Origin of the sequence: Thermorudis peleae, assembly GCF_000744775.1 — a bacterium.
Taxonomy (GTDB): Bacteria; Chloroflexota; Chloroflexia; order Thermomicrobiales; family Thermomicrobiaceae; genus Thermorudis; species Thermorudis peleae.
In genome coordinates this window covers 677751-695014 of the sequence record NZ_JQMP01000004.1, presented here as the reverse complement: position 1 = coordinate 695014, position 17264 = coordinate 677751, and the positions used below count along the sequence as shown (strand labels likewise).

Sequence of the window (17264 nt, the reverse complement as noted above, 5' to 3'; positions counted from 1 at the left end):
CTTCTTGCTATGGCCGTTGCATCTGCAGGAACATGTAGCCAACAATGCCCAGCACGATCACAATCGTGACGAGGAGGAGGAAAAGGCGTAGTGCCCGCGATGACGAACGCGCTGGCGGAGGGGCTGGCTCTGCTGGGGCTGCCGGCACGGGCTCTGCTGGCTCAACGGCAAGGAGATCGGCTGGCAAAGGCTCGAACGCGGCCATCGCAATGCCGGTCATTGTCGGCACGGATACAGTGCCCCAGGATTGCTGAATCACTGGCGGTGGCAAGACCGGTGCTTCTGGGTGTTGTTCAGTCAAGGTTGGCGGTTCGTTTTCAGCAAACTCGCGCAGCCACTGTGGGAGGTCGCTTTCGTCGAGGAGCGAGAACTGCGCCATGCTTGCGGCTTCGTCCGCCGGCGCTTGCGGCGCCTGTGATACTGGCATCGTTGCCTCAGGCAGCTCACCATGCTCACTCGAGGGTTCGGCACGGAGCCACGCTGGCAGGTCCTCGAGGGTAAGCGGGGTCGCGTCGTCCTGCTCGTGCTCGATCGCTGCAGCAAGCGCTGTACCACAGGCTGAGCAATAGCGTGCGCCAGCGAGCGTTGGTGTCCCACAGTGTGGACAGGGATGATCAGTTGTTTGTCCGGTGAGGGGAAGGCCACAGGACTGGCAGGTCGTTGCATGGTCGTCCTGGACGATTCCGCAGTGAGGGCAAAACATCACTTCCCCCTTCTGTGCCTCGTACCCGGCTGCCCGCGTGTTCTGGACGGAGTCTATCATGCTGGCCTGCTGAGGACACCGGGAGGAAAGTCCTATTCTTTGCTGGCGGTAAGTTCTGCAGAGTCAAGCCAGATTGTCACAGGACCATCGTTGATCAGGGCGACTTCCATATGGGCGCCAAAGCAACCGGTTGCGACCTGGAGCCCGTGCGATCGCAATGCGGCAGCAAACGCCTCGACGAGCGGCGCGGCATGATCTGGCGGCGCTGCGTCAATAAAGCTCGGCCGGCGTCCCTTGCGGCAATCGGCGTACAGCGTAAATTGTGAGACGACCAATGCGCTCAGCCCCAGCTCAACTGCCGAGCGGTTCATCTTTCCCTGCTCGTCTTCAAAAATCCGAAGATGCGCGGTCTTGCGGGCAAGTATTTCAGCGGTTTCCGCTGTATCGTTGTGGTGGACACCGACGAGCACGAGGAGTCCCGGCCCAATCTCGCCAACGGTCTTGCCATCAACCCGAACAGCGGCCTGGCTGACGCGCTGTATCAACGCACGCATCGAGCAAAACTCCCCTCATGGTTGTTCAATGTCTGGGCGTGTGATCAGCGCAACGGCGAGCGCAGCAGCGCCTTCGCCTCGCCCAATAAACCCGAGGCGCTCGTTTGTCGTTGCCTTGATGCTAACCTGGTGCGGCGCAATCTCAAGCGCAGCGGCAAGCCGTTCCTGCATTGCCTGGCGGTGCGGTGCCAGGCGTGGCTGCTCGCCGATGAATGTCACATCAATGTTGACGATCTGCCAACCGTCCTGCTGGAGCAGCGCACTAATCCGCTGCAGCAGGAGAAGGCTTGAGCAGTCCTTCCATTGTGGATCGCTTGGTGGAAAATGTGTGCCAAGATCTCCCAAGCCAGCCGCGCCGAGCAACGCGTCACCAATCGCGTGCGCGATGACATCAGCGTCCGAGTGGCCGGCTAACCCTTGCGTACCCGGCAACTCAATCCCGCCGAGCACCAGCCGTCGACCTGGGGCGAACGGATGGACATCATACCCGATGCCTACGCGGAACATTGTCGTCCTTTCTGCCGTAACCGTAGTACGGCTTCTGCCGTTGCCAGGTCGACTGGCGTTGTGAGCTTGAAGTTCTCAGGCGAACCCGGGATGGTTTGGACAGGAAATCCCGCTTTTTCGAGCAGTGCTGCCTCATCAGTAATTTCCGGGCTGTCAAGCGGAACACGGGCGTATGCCGCTTCAAGCCAATCGCGACGAAAGCACTGGGGCGTTTGCGCAGCGACGAGTTGGTGGCGGGGGAGTGTCGCCATGACCCGCCCCTGCGGGTCGACCTGCTTGATCGTATCGTGCACTGGCACGACTGGCAGAACCGCGCCGTACACGGTCGCCGCCTGCATGGCCTGGGTGAAGAGCGCGGGCGTCACAAGAGGGCGGGCAGCATCGTGGATGAGGACGAACTCGATTGTTGGGGAGAGATGGCGTACGCCAGCGTGGACCGATGCTGCGCGGGTTTCGCCGCCGAGGCACAACGTGACCGGTATGCTGAGGTGAGCCTCATTGACGTGCGTGCGGATCGCCTCTTGGTTCTCCGCGTTAACAACAATGACCAGTTCGGCCAGTCCGGGCGTTGCCGCAAGGGCATCGAGCACCCAGGTGATCGCGGGGCGGCCGCAGAGCGGAATGAGGAGTTTGTCGAGCTCCTGCATTCTGGTGCTCCGACCGGCTGCCACGAGCACCAGCCCGGCGGTCATCCTTGTTCCTCCTTGGCCACTGGTTGGGCAAAGACCAGCCGGCCACTGTTGGTCTGGAGCATGCGTTGAATGGTCACGGTCACCTGTGAGCCAATGTATTGGGCGCCAGCCTCAATCACGACCAACGTTCCGTCGTCAAGATAGCCAATGCCTTGTCCAGCTTCCCGTCCCTCTCCCAGCACCTTCAAGGTGAGCGTGTCACCTGGCCGGACTGGCGGCCGAAGGGCTCGTTCAAGGGCGTACAGGTTGAGCACAGGAATACCAGCAAGGCGTGCGACTTCAGTGAGCGCATGGTCGCAGGTGAAGAGTCGACCTTGGTGCGTTCGGGCCAGCTCAAGCAGGATGTGGTCGGCTGATTCACCGGTTGGCGGTGTTGCATCGACGACCACAGTGATCGAAGGGTCTTGCTGCAGTTGTCGAAGCAAGTCAAGGCCGCGCTTGCCCTTTGTCTGCCGTTGTGCGTCACCGGCGTCAGCGAGCTGTTGCAGCTCGTAGATGACGGATTGGGGCACAAGCAGCGGGCCCTGGAGAAAGCCAAGCCGCAGCAGGTCACGAATGCGCCCATCGATCAGCGCGCTCGTATCAACGATAATTGGCGCGTCTTGGGCTGCCACCGTGCCTCGTTGGAAGAGGGCCAGCAACTCGTCGCGTTTGACGACGGTCGCCGTTGCGGCAACAGTCGTCAAGACCACTGCGACGACTGTCGGGGCGAGCGAGCCAGCAGGGCTTGGCAGCAACGAGAGCGGCCAGGCGAGCAGTGCTGAGAGTACGCCACCAATCAGGAGGCCCACGATCAAGGCTGCGAAGTCACCGATGGTGACACGGCGGACGGTGGCACTCAGCCGGTCAAACAGCCAGAAGACAATATAGGGCGTGGTGAGGAAGCCCAGTGCACCGAGGGCTGCAGCAGCCATCACCGTGTAGGGACCAGGGTGTTGCATCGCGTTGAGCTGATCGAGCGCAGCCCCGATTGCCCAGCCAATGAGTAGACCAAGAACAAGCCCGAGATAGCGTAACAGACGGCCAAGCGGAGTATTGGCTCGCTCCTGTCGGGCCTTCCGGTCCGATACCCGCCGGTCGTGTTCTGAAGACGTACGTGGTAGAGACTCAGGCGGCGTTATGCCGTCATCACGCATGCAGGCTCCCTGCTACCACCCGACTGCTCACCCTTGATGGGAGTGTACCGCAGTTACTGCCCAAGCGTGCTGTGGGAGACAAAAACGCTCCCCGAATTCTTTTCGGGGAGCGTTATCAACAGTCGGAGACAACGCGCCGGTTGGGCTACCGTGGCTCAACGATCAACCGGATCGCCGTGCGATCCTCGTTGTTGATAGTAACGTTGATAAACGATGGCAGGCAGACGGCGTCAATGCCGCTCTCCAGGAGGTAACCCCGCGCGATTGCGACAGCCTTCACGGCCTGATTGGCTGCGCCGGCCCCAATTGCCTGCACTTCTGCACGGCCGCACTCGCGCACCACGCCAGCAATCGCGCCGGCGACAGCGCTCGGCCGTGAGCGCGCTGACACCTTCAGAATCTCGCTTCGCCGCGCCGGCTGCTTGGCAACTCCACCCTGTTCCTGCCGGGTTGCCTGCGATCCCTCATCGGGCGGGAAGCTCGCGTCCGTACCAATTTTGATATCGCGCAGGTCAAGTTTACTAAAGAAGCGCTCCATTCGAACCCTCCATAAAGGCATCTATGCTGCCACGCAATATGCACATGCGAGTGCCGCAATCGTGCAGTGTGAATCCTGCAGTCTGTCCTCGAATTGCCGCTCCTCTCCGTCTACCTCCTGCCACAACCGGCCTTCTCCAAGAGCGTGCCAGGCACCGTTCCGTGCCTGGCCCCTCTCCGCTGTATTGGTTACCACAGGGTGCGCTGGGCGTCAACATGTTGTTTACACATGCTGCCGTCCATCAGCGGCGCGCTACCGTGCGTACTCGATCGCTCGGGTCTCGCGGATTACCGTCACCTTGATCTGTCCAGGATAATCAAGCGTGTCCTGAATCTTCTTGACCACGTCACGCGCGAGCTTGATCGCGCCATAGTCATCGATTTGATCAGGCTTGACGAGGATGCGCACCTCGCGGCCTGCCTGGATCGCATAGGCCTTCTGGACACCCTTAAACGATGTCGCAACACCCTCGAGCGCTTCGAGCCGCTTGATGTATGCCTCAAGCATCTCGCGCCGAGCGCCGGGACGTGCGCCGCTGATCGCGTCTGCAGCGGCAACAATCCACGCTTCGACGGTCTTCGGCTCTTCTTCGCCGTGATGGGCAGCGATGGCATGCACAATCTTGGCTGAACGCCCAAGGCGACGTGCAATGTCGGCACCGATGAGCGCGTGTGGTCCTTCCACTTCATGGTCAACCGCTTTGCCAATATCGTGGAGTAGGCCAGCGGTCTTTGCTACGTTCACATCAGCACCAAGCTCAGCGGCCAGTGCTCCGGCAATGAGCGAGACCTCAATTGAGTGCTGGAGCACGTTCTGGCCATAGCTTGTCCGGAAGTAGAGCCGACCAAGCAACTTAATCAAGTCGGGATGCAGGCCCTGGACATTTGCCTCCATTGCGGCCCGCTCCCCTTCTTCGATGATGATCTGCTCGACTTCTTGTCGGGTCTTCTCAACGACCTCTTCGATGCGCGCCGGGTGGATGCGCCCGTCTTGCACCAGTTTCAACAAAGCGCGCCGGGCAATTTCACGTCGAACCGGATCAAACGATGAGACGGTGACAGCCTCAGGCGTATCGTCAACGATCAAGTCGACGCCGGTGGCTTGCTCAAGCGCGCGGATATTGCGCCCTTCACGCCCAATGATGCGGCCCTTCATCTCGTCGTTCGGCAACGGGACGACAGCCACGGTATTCTCCGCAACGTACTCGGACGCAATCCGCTGGATCGTTGTCGCGAGGATCATCTGCGCACGCTGCCGCGCTGATTCCTTAATTTCTTGTTCAATGTCACGCACTTGGCGATTGATCGCTTCGCGCGCCTCCTCGCTGGCCTGTTGGATAACCAGTTCGCGTGCTTCTTCCAGTGTCAGTTGGGCAACGCGCTGCAGCTCTTGCAGCTTTGCTTGCTCAAGTTGCGTGAGGCGTGCTTCCTGCTCTTCCAGTTCCTTCTCGCGTGCCTGGATCTTGCGTTCACGCCGTTCCAGCGCTTCAATCCGACGGTCGAGCTGCTCTTCCTTGGCCTGCAAGCGGTGTTCGAGCCGCTCGACTTCACGTCGTCGCTGCTGGTATTCATGCTCAAGCTCCTCACGCAACTTGAGCGCTGCGTCTTTCGCCTCAAGCAGAATTTGTCGCTGACGGGCTTCGGCATCCTCAATGAGGCGCTGGACTTCACTTGCCGTTGCGCGAAGGCGCGATCGAGACGCATGCTGCAGGTAGTAGTACGTGCCAACAGCAGCGGCTGCCGCCGCAAGGACAGCAACGATGAATGCGACGATAATCGTTCCCATCACACAGATCACCTCTCTCTCAGTTGGTAAGGTTCGAGCCCACAATCATGCGGGCAAAATGACTGACCAAGCGGTCACATGGAGGGGCAGTGCTGCCCGTTTCCTAAGGATACCAGGCTGTCTTACGCAGATGGGAGAATTGGACGACGTTGCGGAGCATCATCGTGCAGCGCTTGCTGCGCGCACCTCGCACTGTTGCCATAATGCGGCGTATTTCTCTTGCCATTCTCGTGGCCATGTGCTTTGATACGCGCGAAATCGGCGGTGTATCGCTTGAGGAGGAGACAATGGGAACGCAGGGGCAGCAATCGTGGTTGGAAGCGGCGGCGTCTCGCCGGCAGTTCCTGCGCCTCACAGCGCTTGGTGCTGGCGTTGCTGGCCTGGCTGGCCTGCTCGCTGCGTGTGGTGGAGGCAAGAATGCAGCGTCGACGCCGGCCTCGTCAGCCGGTGGAACGACGCCGTCCTCGCAGCCTGCCGCGACAACGCCCGCTGGTCAGTCAGCCAGTACGGCGAGCAAACGGGGTGGCACGTTCGTCATCGCGCGCCTCACCGACGTCGTCCATCTTGATCCCTCGCGCGAGTACGAGCTCACTCCGCCCATCGTGGTTGGCGCATGTTATCAGCGCCTGGTCAACATCAAGCCCCCGGATATTAAGACGATCTATCCGGAACTCGCCAAAGAATTCAACATTGCTCAAGATGTCACCACCTATACCTTTACGCTTCGAGATGGCGTGAAATTCTCCTCCGGCAATTCGCTCACTGCAGCCGATGTTGCGTTCAGCTTCCAACGGTTACATGTGCTGAAAGACAACCCGTCGTGGCTCGCTGACATCATCAAGTCGATCGATACTCCTGATGATCACACGGTCAAGATCACGCTGAATGAGCCTAATGCCGCATTCCTTGCGATGCTGGTTTCGCCAAACTTCTCGGTGCTTGATAGTAAGGTGGTCAAAGCCCATGGCGGAAGTGACCAGCCAGGTGCGGATAAGAGCGACACAGCGACCAGTTGGCTCGACCAGAACTCTGCCGGCAGCGGGCCTTACATTCTGACCAAGTGGACGCCGCAAACCGAAATTGTGATGGTCCGCAACCAGAACTACTGGGGTGATCCGCCGGCGTTCGATCAGATCATCATTCGCCACGTTACGGATCCAACGGCCCAGCGCCAGCAGCTCGAAAGCGGCGACATTGATGCCGCCCATAACCTCGACCCTGACATGATCGCGAGCCTGGAGAAGGCTGGCACTGCGCAGATTATTCGCGGCGATACGCTCGATACCGAATATTTCGCGATGCATACCAGCAAGGAAGTCGGCAAAGAGCTTGCTGATCCACGGGTGCGGCAAGCACTCGCCTATGCGATCGATTATGACGGCATCATCAACCAACTGCTCCGCGGTGCTGCCGTGCGTCCACCGTCGGTGATCCCCGCTGGCCTTCTTGGCGTAGACGAAGCGATGCCCTATCAGTACAAACAAGATCTGAATAAGGCCAAGGCACTGCTTGCTCAGGCAGGGCTGGCCAACGGCTTTGAGCTGACACTCACCTTCAGTAGCGGTGGTACCGAAGTCGGTGGCGTCTCCTCTGAGGCGCTTGCGAACAAGCTAGCCGATGACTTCAGCAAAATCGGCGTCAAGGTCAAGCTCGATCCTCGTGCACCCGACGTCCGACTGGCCGATTATCGTGCAGGGAAGCTCCAGTGCACGATCTCAGGCTGGACGCCAGACTTCCTCGATCCGCACGGGTGGGCGATTCCCTTCGGCGTCCCGGGTGAGGCTGCAGCTAAGCGGGTTGCGTACAATAACCCGCAAGTTGCCCAGCTCTTCCAGCAGGCGGCCAAAACGGCTGACCCGAAGCAGCGTGCCCAACTCTACGCTCAAGGCCAGCAACTACTTAACCAGGATGTACCGTTTATCTGCCTCTATCAGCCCAAGGCGCAAGTGGCGGTTGCCAAGTCAGTGCAGGGCTACGTTTTCGATCCAGTGGTGCAAGTGCCGCTTGGACTCGTGCGGAAAAGCAGCTAGAGAGGGCTGCGGCACGAATGCTCGTGCAATTCATCGTCAAACGGCTGCTCCTCTCGGTGCCGATGCTCATCGGGGTGACGCTGGTTACCTTTGTGGTCTCTCACCTGATCCCCGCTGACCCCTTGACAGCGGTCTTGCCGGAACGTGCCGCAAACAACCCGGACATTGTCGCAATGTACCGGACCCGGTGGGGACTAGACCGGCCGTTGCCTGAGCAGTATCTCCTCTACCTCCGGAATCTCTTACATGGTGACCTCGGTGAGTCCTATACGACGCGCCGGCCGGTTGGCACGGACTTGCGCCTCTTTTTCCCGGCGACCGTCGAACTCGCCCTGGCTGCGATGCTCTATGCCGTTGTGGTTGGCATCGCACTGGGTGTGATCTCGGCAGTCTGGAGCGATCGGCTGGCCGATCATCTTGCGCGTATCATCGCCCTCATCGGTGTGTCGGTGCCGGTGTTTTGGCTTGGGCTCATCGCGCTCCAGGTCTTCTACGCCCAATTGCGAATCCTGCCCGGCCCAGGACGCCTCGATACGCGTCTCACTGCCCCACCATTCCGTACAGGGCTGTATACGATCGATAGCTTGCTTGCCGGGCGCCTCGACCTCTTCTTTAACGCCCTTGCCCACTTGATCCTGCCCGGGATCGTGTTAGGCAGCTATGCAATGGGGATCATCGCGCGCATGACCCGTTCCTCGCTCCTCGAGGTGCTCAGCCTCGACTACATTCGGACAGCTCGTGCCAAAGGCGTGAGTGAACGACGCGTTGTCCTCGGACATGCATTGCGCAATGCCATGATTCCAACGGTTACCGTCGTTGGTTTGACCTTTGGCAGTCTGCTCGCTGGAGCAGTCCTGACTGAAACGATTTTTGCGTGGCCGGGTATTGGGCGGTATGCCGTCCAAGCAGCGACGAACCTCGATCTCCCGGCCGTGCTAGGTGTCACGCTCTTAATCGCGGTCGTCTATGTTGTCGTCAACATGATCACCGATATTCTCTACGGTGTGCTTGACCCACGTATTCGCGTGGGATAGGGCAGGGGCACGATGACAACAACGGTGCAGCCTGCTGCGTCAACGTCGTTGGCCCGGCGGCCGTTTCGTGAGACGCCACTTGGGCAGCTCTGTCGCGCACTGGTCCGTAACCGCAGTGCAATGATTGGCCTTGCCATTCTTGCATTCTGGATCCTGGTCGCTCTCTCCGTAACCTTCATTGTGCCGTTCAATCCGCTCAAGACCGATGTCAGTGCCCGGCTGCTCCCGCCAAATGCTGAACATTGGTTCGGGACCGATGACTTGGGGCGTGACATTTTCCGCCGGGTCCTCTACGGTGCGCGGATTTCACTCCCGGCAGGTGTCGTGACCGTCTTGGGAGCGCTGGTCATCGGGTCGGTGATCGGGGCAATTGCCGGTGATGCAGGTGGTTGGACGGATAACATCCTCATGCGCCTGGCCGATATGGTGCTCGCTTTCCCGTCAATTGTCCTCGCGATGGCTATCGCTGCTGCGCTGGGCCCAGGCCTGAAAAATGCCCTCATCGCTATCATCGTTGTGCTCTGGCCAGAATATGCACGGCTCATGCGTGGACAGGTGCTCGCGACGAAGGAACAGGAGTATGTCCTGGCTGCCTATGCGCTTGGGGCGTCGCGCTGGCGCATTCTGTTCCGGCACATCCTGCCGAACACACAGGCGCCACTGGTCGTCAAGGCAACGCTCGATGTCGGTGCTGCAATCGTCCTGACTGCTGGCCTCTCGTTTATTGGACTTGGTGCCGTACCACCTAACCCGGAGTGGGGCGCGATGATCCGTGAAGGGCAACGGCACTTTGACCAGTGGTGGATGGCAACCTTTCCTGGCCTCGCCATCTTTAGTGTCGTCATGGCGCTAAACTTCCTGGGTGATGGCCTCCGTGACGCGCTCGATCCGCGCCGCCGTGGCCGGTAACTCTTCCCTCCCAGCGGAAAGCAGGATGCAATGGCAACAGTGCCTTCCCGCTATGACCAGATTACGCACTTACTGCGGACACTTCACCAGAATGGCGTCCGCGATCCACAGGTGCTTCTCGCTATCGCAGCTGTCCCACGCGAGCGATTTGTGCCGGTGGAGTTGCGTGCTCGGGCGTGGGAGAACCGTGCCCTGCCGATTGGCGATGGCCAGACAATTTCCCAACCGCTTGTGGTCGGCTTGATGACGCAAGCGCTGGCTTTGACCGGGGCTGAACATGTACTGGAAGTTGGCACTGGCTCAGGCTATCAAGCAGCTATTCTTGCCCGGTTAGCTCGCTCGGTCGTCACGGTTGAGATCAATCCAGTGCTGGCGATTGCGGCTCGGCAACGGCTTGCCCAGCTAGGCTACCAAAATGTCACCGTCGAGGTTGCCGATGGCTCACAGGGCTGGCCGGCCGCAGCGCCGTACGACCGCATCCTTGTCACCGCCGCCACGCCGGTTATTCCGCCAGCTCTCCTCGAGCAATTACGCGACGCCGATGGCGCCCGACTCGTGTTACCGCTTGGCCAGGGACAGCGACAGGAGCTGATCGTGCTCGAACGACGACAAGGTCATCTTGTGCGAACGAGCCTCGGTGCCGTCGCGTTCGTTCCTCTGCGCATCAATGATGGCGGGTACATCGGCAAGGACTGAGGAGACGCGATACAGTTAAGCATGGGAGAAGCACGAGAGGTAAACGGGGAGGGATCGGCGATGCGAAGGCTTGCCCAACTGGCGAGATGGGGCGTACTCGGACTCATCGGCGCGGCGCTGTATGACCAACTCAGCCGGCCACCGGAGGCACGTACGTGGTACGGCAGGGTCGGTGGCCTTGTACCCTATGATTTCCGTCCGTTGACGGTCGAGCGGCTGCGAGCGCGCCTCTGGAATTGCGAAGATGAACGTCTCTTCGTTCCTCATGCGTGGAGTGTTGGCTGGACGGTGAACTTTTGCCAACTCTGGCATCGTGTACAGCCTATCGTCAATACCTTCCAAGAGCGTGTACGGCCGCGCAGGGTGCTTTCGGTTTAACGCTGCGACCTGTGGTGACGCAGCGCGCGAATTGTGATCGCCAGTTGCCAGCCGCCGATCATGCCGAGGCCAAGACCAATCACGCCGAGGACCCTCGTGATACCGAAAAGGTCGGCAAGCGCGCCAGAGAAGAAAACCGGGACGAAGGCCAAACCATTGGACACCATGAAGAACGCCGCGTAGACGCGTCCGCGAATGTGTTCCGGTGGAGCGAGTTGTAGCAGCGATTGGCTTGGCGCGAGGATCAACCCGTTCACACAGCCGAGCAGGCCGGCCAGCGCTGCTGCAATAACGATGGCCGTGGCACTCGGGTGCTGCTGGCCGCTGGCAACGCTGCCGAGCACAGCCAAGCCGATCAACAAGAACCCGCCAAGAGTCAGCGCGAGGTCAATCGTCAGGATTGCCCCGAGACGGGCTGTGACACGCGGTACAAGAATCGTGCCAAGCACAACGCCAAGTCCTGCCGGAACGACGAGGTAGGCGAGGTCGGTGCTGGGAAGATGCAAAGTAAGCGTGATATAGCCTGGGCCAAGCACGGCGACCATGAGATAGGTCGCTGTAGCAAGTGAGAGGTAGGTCAGCGCTTTGCGCACCTCGGTTGTTTGCAGGATGTAGCGTGTGCTCTCGGCAAGGTCGGTGAAAACCTGCCGTGCGATCGCTTGCGTGTTGCGCAGTGTCATTGGTTCAGCAGGCGGCTTAGCAGGAATCCAGTAACTGAGAACGGCGCAGATACTGAACAACGCCACAATACTGACGAGTACCGGCTCTACCCCCAGCAGTTTGATGAGTACCGGCCCAGCCGCAGCGAACCCTACAAGTTGCGAGACGGTGAACGTTAAGTTGAAAAGCGCATTTGCCTGCACAATCTGGTTGTGGGGGGCCACGTCTGGCAATGCCGAGGCGAGTGCTGGCCCGAAGAACTGCCCTACAGCGCCCGAGACGAACGTGATGAGATACAGTGCACCAAGAGCGATTGCCAGCGGCCACTGCGGATCAATGATCAGAAACCCCAAGGCTGCGAGTCCACGCAGGGCATTGGTCACCATTAACAGCGTACGCCGATTGAGTCGGTCGGCCAGGACGCCAGCGAGTGGGCTAAAAAATAACGCCGGAAGCGCAAAACTTAACACTGCGAGCCCGACAGGCGTGTTGACATGAACAACCTGATGGCGATCGAGAATCTCACGGACCAGAATGAGCAGGGAGAAGTTCACCATGTTTTGGCTGGTTTGGGAGAGGGTCTGCACAAGCCAAAGGAGCAGGAATGGCCGGTGGCGAAGCAGTGGCTGCTGACGCGTCGCGCCCGGCGTAGACGTCGAGGTTGGTGGGGCATGAAGCTCAATCATGATGGATGCGACGACTCAGCTTCTGCCGCTGGCGAGATATGGCCGATAATAGCCTTAAGCCGACGGCGAAAATATGGCCGCGGCAGCAGCACACGGCGTCCACAGCCAAGGCAGCGCAGGCCAATGTCCGCACCGATGCGCACCACCACCCAGTCGGTTGCTCCGCACGGATGTGGCTTACGCAGGCGGACAATGTCGTCAACGCGAATCTCTGGATCGTTCATCTGGCTCAGTGTCCTGTCGCTCCTTCCTCCTCAGCTCTTGAGTATACGCAGCGTACGGGACACCATTTGGCCTGGTTCAGGACGGGAAGCAGACACAGGGAGGGCCAATGCGTTTCCGACGGATTGCGCTCGCGTTCATCATCACGGTGCTCGCTGTTGCAAGCTGGGTCGGCGTCGCCATTGTGCTCGGTGATCCCGCCGTACAGGTCATGACGTGGCCGGGGCGCGGCATTGCGCTCGCGCTCTTTGTGCTCGCGCCAGCGTTGACGTTCATCCCACTGGCCCGGCTCGCCCAAATCGCCTTACTTGAATGGGAAGCAATGCTTGGCTGGGGCATGTTGCTCTACCTCCTGGCGTTTGTTGATCCACAACGTGCCCCACGGCTCCCAGCCCTGGTTGTCTTTCTTGTCTCGTTGACCGTTGCTGTTGCCTCCTTGCTCACCTTGATAGTCTTCGTCTTTGGCTCACGGATTGCCGCATGGCGTGGGCAACGCTACGATGCGCTGCGGGCGCGCGCCGTGGCCTATTTGACGGCATTCTTTTTTGCCGGCTGCCTCTTGTTACGCGAACTCGAAGCCTTTACCCTGACGAACGTCAGGCTGCTTGCCCTGATCGTCCTGCTCGTTCAGGTACTCGTGAGCATGTGGCTTACTCCCCGCGTCAGTAGTTGACCCGCGGTGTGTGAAGGAGATGGAATGCGGATCGGGATCGATGTTGGTGGAACGAACACCGACGCGGTTGCACTCGATGGTCGCGCCGTTCTCGCGTGGGCGAAGCGGCCAACGACGCCGGATGTAACGACCGGCATCTTGCAAGCGCTACAGGCGGTACTCCAGCAACTTCAGGCGAGTCCCGAAGACATTCACGCTGTGATGATTGGCACAACACATTTCACCAACGCCGTTGTCCAGCGCCAAGCACTTGACCGTATCGCAGTCATCCGCCTTGGCGCCCCAGCAACGACCGCGATTCCGCCACTGGAAGACTGGCCTGACGATCTTCGCGCGGTGGTAGCGGCTCTCGTCGAGATCTTGCCCGGTGGGCATCAGTTTGACGGGACAGAAATTGCGCCGCTTGATCCTCATGCCGTCACTGCGCTCGTTACAGCGCTGCAAACACATGGCGTTCGGAGCATTGCCATCAGCAGTGTCTTCTCGCCAGCAGTGCCTGACCACGAGCGGACCGTTGCCCAGTGGCTCCGAGATGCCCTCCCTGACGTTGCAATCACCCTCTCGCACGAGATTGGCCGGATTGGCTTGCTCGAGCGGGAAAATGCTGCTGCGCTCAACGCGTGCTTGGTCTCGCTCGCCCAACGTACCATTGCGGGCTTTCAGCAGGCACTCGAGCGTCTTGGCATCCGCGCTCCGCTCTACTTAAGCCAGAACGATGGCACGCTCATGACGGCCGAGTTTGCCGCACGCTATCCCGTGCTTACCTTTGCTTCGGGGCCAACCAACAGTATGCGCGGCGCGGCGTTTCTCAGCGGTGTGCACGACGCGATTGTCCTTGATGTCGGTGGGACGACGACGGACGCCGGTGTACTTGTCCGCGGGTTCCCGCGCGAAGCCTCGTTTGCCGTTGAGATCGGCGGTGTCCGCACGAATTTCCGTATGCCTGATGTCCTGAGCATCGGCTTAGGCGGCGGCAGCATCGTTCATTTGGAGCAGCTGACCGTCGGGCCACAGAGTGTTGGCTATCGTCTCGTTGAGTGTGCGCGAATCTTCGGTGGCACGTGCGTGACTGCCAGCGATATCGCCGTCGCTGCTGGGCGTGCCAGCTTTGGCGATCCTGCGCGTGTTCGTGATCTTGATCCCGCAATTGTGCAGCACCTTGTGGAGCGAATCGACCAGCAGTTTGCTGAACTCGTCGATCGCATGAAGCTGAAACCTGATCCACTGCCGGTCATCGTCGTTGGAGGCGGCAGTGTCCTCGTGCCCGATACGCTGCCGGGCGCTTCGACGATTGTGCGCCCACCGCATGCTGCGGTCGCCAATGCGATTGGTGCAGCAATTGCCCAGGTGAGCGGCGAAGTCGACCGTGTCTTCTCCCTGGAGGGGAGGACACGCGACACGGTGCTCGCTGAAGCGCGTCAGGAAGCGATCAAAGCAGCGTACGCAGCAGGTGCAGCTCGCGAGACCATCGAGATTGTTGAGTTCGAGGAAATTCCGCTCGCGTATTTACCGTCGAATGCCGTTCGAATACGGGTGAAAGCGGTTGGTGATCTGCGAGGAGCAGCGTGATGTGGCAGGTGGACGAAGCCAGGATCGAGGCGATTGCGATCGGCGCTGGCATTCTCGGTACTGGAGGGGGTGGCAATCCCTATTACGGCAAATTGCAGGTGCGGCGACTGCTCCGTCAGGGTGCGCAGATCACCGTTATCGCACTCGATGCGTTGCCAGATGATGCCGTTGTCGTCTCAGTTGGTGGCATGGGCGCACCGACGGTCAGTATTGAGCGTATTCCGCGCGGCGATGAATGGCTTGTCGCGTTGCGCGCGCTTGAGGCTCATACCGGAAAGCGCGCAACGCACCTGATCCCTGGCGAGATCGGCGGCGCAAACGCCCTTCGCCCAATGGTTGTCAGTGCCCTAGCTGGCCTACCGCTGGTTGACGGCGATGGCATGGGCCGAGCCTTCCCTGAGTTGCAGATGGAATCGTTTGCCATCGCTGGTATCCCCGCGACACCAGCTGCCCTCGCTGATATTTACCACAATGTCGTCGTCTTCCCGTGGCTTCGTGATGCGAAGACATTGGAACGCTACGCTCGTGCGGTTACCGTGCAGATGGGCGGTGCTGCTGGCTACGCGTTTCCGATGCTTTCGGGGGCGCAAACGCGCGCCACCGCGATCCCGCATACGCTTTCCTTTGCTGCAGCCATTGGCGAAGCTGTTCTCGATGCCCGCCGCATGCACGCTGACCCAATTGCTGCAGTGTGCGAGACGACTGGTGGACACCTGCTTTTCCGAGGCAAGATCATCGATGTTCAGCGGCGACTCGTTGCCGGCTTCGCGCGTGGCTGGGTCGAGCTGGAAGGGCTCGATGAGTACCGCGGCACCCATCTGCGGATTGATTTCCAGAACGAGTACCTGATTGCGCGCCGTGATCAGGACGTCGTCGCCGTTGTTCCCGATCTCGTCTGCATCGTCGATGCGCTGACGGCTGAGCCTGTAACCACCGAGGTGCTTCGCTACGGGTTGCGGGTTGCGGTACTCGGCATTCCGGCCCCACGCGCGCTGCGGACGCCTGAAGCCCTCGCAGTTGTCGGCCCGCAGGCGTTTGGTTACCCCGATGTGGTCTACCAGCCGTTACCTGGCGTTTATGGCGCGGAACATGCTGAGCGCCTTCGCTAACGCATTGCTGCTGCGACGATCATACGTTGGAGGAGTTGCAGCAGGATTAGCGCGACAAGTGGCGAAAGGTCAAGCACGCCGCCAACAAGCGGAAGCACACGGCGAATTGGCGCGATGAGTGGCTCGGTCAGCTGCACGAGAAAGCGTGAAATGGGATTACTCGCTGTTGGATCAAACCATGACAGCACTGCCCGGATCACGATAGCCAACTGCAAGATCATTAAAAGGTCAAGCAGGAATTGGATCAGCTGTGTCACGTCGTTCGTACTCCTCAAACAACACTCCCCATGCTAACGCTAACATGCGCTGGTACCCACGTCAATTCGTCCTCAGTTGTCGCATGACCGCACAATGCGGCGTAGAATGGCGCGGGTGAAAAGGGCCGTTGATGATGTGGAAGGAGTGGAAAGGCCCATGGGGAAAGATGTCCTGGTGCTACCCTGGAAGTATGCAGGCGACCATGAGCGGATCGCTCGTTTGCTCGAGCGATATGGTTGTCATCTCGTTGATCGGCCAGTGGAATATCCCTTAACGGAAGATCAGCTCGTCGAACTCGTCAAAGACGTTGACGGGTTGATTACCGGAATCGAGCCGATTACTGCACGCGTCCTGGCCAGCGCAAACCGGCTCAAAGTCATTAGCACGTCTGGCGTCGGCTACAATCACATCGACATCGACGAAGCAACCCGCCGTGGTATCGCCGTCTGCATCTGCGCAGGATGCAACAACCGCTCGGTTGCCGAGCTTGCCTTAGGCATGATGTTTGCCCTTGCTCGCCGCATTGGCGAGGCGGATCGCGCACTGCGTCGTGGCCAGTGGCAGCCACTCTTTGGCACCGAGTTGTTCGGGAAGACGCTTGGCATCATTGGTCTTGGTCGGGCTGGCAAGACGCTTGGTGTGCTTGGCCGTGCCCTCAGCATGCGCGTCCTGGCCTACGATATTGCCTGGGACATCCCATTTGCCGCTGCCCACGGCATTGACTATGTGCCGCTCGAGCGCTTACTTCAGGAGTCGGATTTCGTCTCAATTCACGTGCCGCTCACGCCGCAAACACACTACCTCATCAACGAAGAGACGCTCAGCTTGATGAAGCCGTCCGCCTTCCTGATCAACCTCGCGCGTGGCCCAGTTGTCAAGCAGAGTGCGTTGGTCGAGGCACTGCGCGCCGGCAAGATTGCAGGCGCAGGCTTAGACGTGTTCGAAGTCGAGCCGCTGACCGAGAATCCATTCGTCGAGTTTGAGAATGTGATAATGACGCCGCATATCGGCGGCTCGACCGAAGAAGCCCGTGAGCGTACGTTGTTCCTGGCGATTACCAACGTGTGCAATGTGTTGAACGGGCTACCGCCGCATTGCCAGGTGAACTAGAGGGGAAGGGATCGT

At 59.9% G+C, this 17264-nt stretch carries 19 protein-coding genes; 9 read left to right on the top strand and 10 right to left on the bottom strand.

The window, feature by feature from the left end; genetic code table 11:
* Window positions 1–7: 7 nt before the first annotated feature.
* From N675_RS13070 to rny, 7 genes are all read right to left on the bottom strand, one after another.
* Window positions 8–763 carry a zinc ribbon domain-containing protein gene (locus N675_RS13070; RefSeq protein WP_081887121.1) on the bottom strand — a complete coding sequence of 252 codons (756 nt, stop codon included), beginning with the start codon at window positions 761–763 and terminating at the stop codon, window positions 8–10.
* Between the two features lie 32 nt (window positions 764–795).
* A complete protein-coding gene (dtd, locus tag N675_RS13065) occupies window positions 796–1257 on the bottom strand; it encodes a D-aminoacyl-tRNA deacylase (protein ID WP_038040522.1) in 462 nt (153 codons plus the stop codon).
* 15 nt (window positions 1258–1272) lie between these two features.
* On the bottom strand, window positions 1273–1764 hold the full coding sequence (ispF, locus tag N675_RS13060; RefSeq protein WP_038040521.1) for a 2-C-methyl-D-erythritol 2,4-cyclodiphosphate synthase: 492 nt from the start codon (window positions 1762–1764) through the stop codon (window positions 1273–1275).
* Window positions 1752–2456 (bottom strand): 2-C-methyl-D-erythritol 4-phosphate cytidylyltransferase, encoded by a 705-nt coding sequence (gene ispD, locus N675_RS13055; protein WP_038040520.1) that lies wholly within the window; start codon window positions 2454–2456, stop codon window positions 1752–1754. The genes ispF and ispD overlap by 13 nt, the downstream gene beginning before the upstream one ends.
* Complete coding sequence (locus tag N675_RS13050; protein ID WP_051914752.1) at window positions 2453–3592, bottom strand: PIN/TRAM domain-containing protein; 1140 nt, start codon at window positions 3590–3592, stop codon at window positions 2453–2455. The genes ispD and N675_RS13050 overlap by 4 nt, the downstream gene beginning before the upstream one ends.
* Before the next feature lie 145 nt (window positions 3593–3737).
* Window positions 3738–4130 (bottom strand): stage V sporulation protein S, encoded by a 393-nt coding sequence (locus tag N675_RS14760; RefSeq protein WP_081887120.1) that lies wholly within the window; start codon window positions 4128–4130, stop codon window positions 3738–3740.
* A gap of 252 nt (window positions 4131–4382) precedes the next feature.
* A complete protein-coding gene (gene rny / locus N675_RS13040) occupies window positions 4383–5915 on the bottom strand; it encodes a ribonuclease Y (protein WP_038040519.1) in 1533 nt (510 codons plus the stop codon).
* A gap of 164 nt (window positions 5916–6079) precedes the next feature.
* Here rny and N675_RS13030 point away from each other — a divergent pair, with 164 nt between their 5' ends.
* Genes N675_RS13030 through N675_RS13010 form a run of 5 tightly spaced genes read left to right on the top strand, consistent with a single transcriptional unit; the run spans window position 6080 to window position 10962 of the window.
* Window positions 6080–7945, top strand: coding sequence for an ABC transporter substrate-binding protein (locus N675_RS13030; protein ID WP_051914751.1), 1866 nt, complete (start codon window positions 6080–6082; stop codon window positions 7943–7945).
* A 17-nt stretch (window positions 7946–7962) separates the two neighbouring features.
* Window positions 7963–8979, top strand: coding sequence for an ABC transporter permease (locus N675_RS13025; protein ID WP_038040514.1), 1017 nt, complete (start codon window positions 7963–7965; stop codon window positions 8977–8979).
* A gap of 12 nt (window positions 8980–8991) precedes the next feature.
* Window positions 8992–9888, top strand: coding sequence for a nickel transporter permease (gene nikC, locus N675_RS13020; protein ID WP_081887119.1), 897 nt, complete (start codon window positions 8992–8994; stop codon window positions 9886–9888).
* A 30-nt stretch (window positions 9889–9918) separates the two neighbouring features.
* Window positions 9919–10584, top strand: a complete 666-nt coding sequence (locus tag N675_RS13015) for a protein-L-isoaspartate(D-aspartate) O-methyltransferase (RefSeq protein ID WP_038040513.1) — start codon at window positions 9919–9921, stop codon at window positions 10582–10584.
* 60 nt (window positions 10585–10644) lie between these two features.
* Window positions 10645–10962 (top strand): DUF5808 domain-containing protein, encoded by a 318-nt coding sequence (locus N675_RS13010; RefSeq protein ID WP_038040511.1) that lies wholly within the window; start codon window positions 10645–10647, stop codon window positions 10960–10962.
* Here the strand turns inward: N675_RS13010 and N675_RS13005 are convergent.
* Entirely contained in the window at window positions 10959–12308 is a 1350-nt protein-coding gene (locus N675_RS13005; RefSeq protein WP_038040510.1) for an MFS transporter, read from the bottom strand. The two genes, N675_RS13010 and N675_RS13005, sit on opposite strands and share 4 nt — an antisense overlap.
* Entirely contained in the window at window positions 12305–12532 is a 228-nt protein-coding gene (locus N675_RS13000) for a DUF951 domain-containing protein (RefSeq protein WP_038040507.1), read from the bottom strand. The genes N675_RS13005 and N675_RS13000 overlap by 4 nt, the downstream gene beginning before the upstream one ends.
* 107 nt (window positions 12533–12639) lie before the next feature.
* On the opposite strand from N675_RS13000, the gene N675_RS12995 reads away from it, so the two are divergent.
* The 3 genes from N675_RS12995 to N675_RS12985 are packed head-to-tail and all read left to right on the top strand — an operon-like array spanning window position 12640 to window position 15881.
* Complete coding sequence (locus N675_RS12995; RefSeq protein ID WP_038040506.1) at window positions 12640–13203, top strand: hypothetical protein; 564 nt, start codon at window positions 12640–12642, stop codon at window positions 13201–13203.
* Between the two features lie 24 nt (window positions 13204–13227).
* Entirely contained in the window at window positions 13228–14772 is a 1545-nt protein-coding gene (locus N675_RS12990) for a hydantoinase/oxoprolinase N-terminal domain-containing protein (RefSeq protein ID WP_038040504.1), read from the top strand.
* Window positions 14772–15881: a DUF917 domain-containing protein gene (locus N675_RS12985; RefSeq protein WP_038040503.1), complete on the top strand. Its 1110-nt coding sequence runs from the start codon at window positions 14772–14774 to the stop codon at window positions 15879–15881. The genes N675_RS12990 and N675_RS12985 overlap by 1 nt, the downstream gene beginning before the upstream one ends.
* Here the strand turns inward: N675_RS12985 and N675_RS12980 are convergent.
* On the bottom strand, window positions 15878–16138 hold the full coding sequence (locus N675_RS12980; RefSeq protein WP_038040501.1) for a YggT family protein: 261 nt from the start codon (window positions 16136–16138) through the stop codon (window positions 15878–15880). The two genes, N675_RS12985 and N675_RS12980, sit on opposite strands and share 4 nt — an antisense overlap.
* A gap of 157 nt (window positions 16139–16295) precedes the next feature.
* On the opposite strand from N675_RS12980, the gene N675_RS12975 reads away from it, so the two are divergent.
* Complete coding sequence (locus N675_RS12975) at window positions 16296–17249, top strand: phosphoglycerate dehydrogenase (protein WP_038040499.1); 954 nt, start codon at window positions 16296–16298, stop codon at window positions 17247–17249.
* The last annotated feature ends 15 nt before the right edge of the window (window positions 17250–17264 follow it).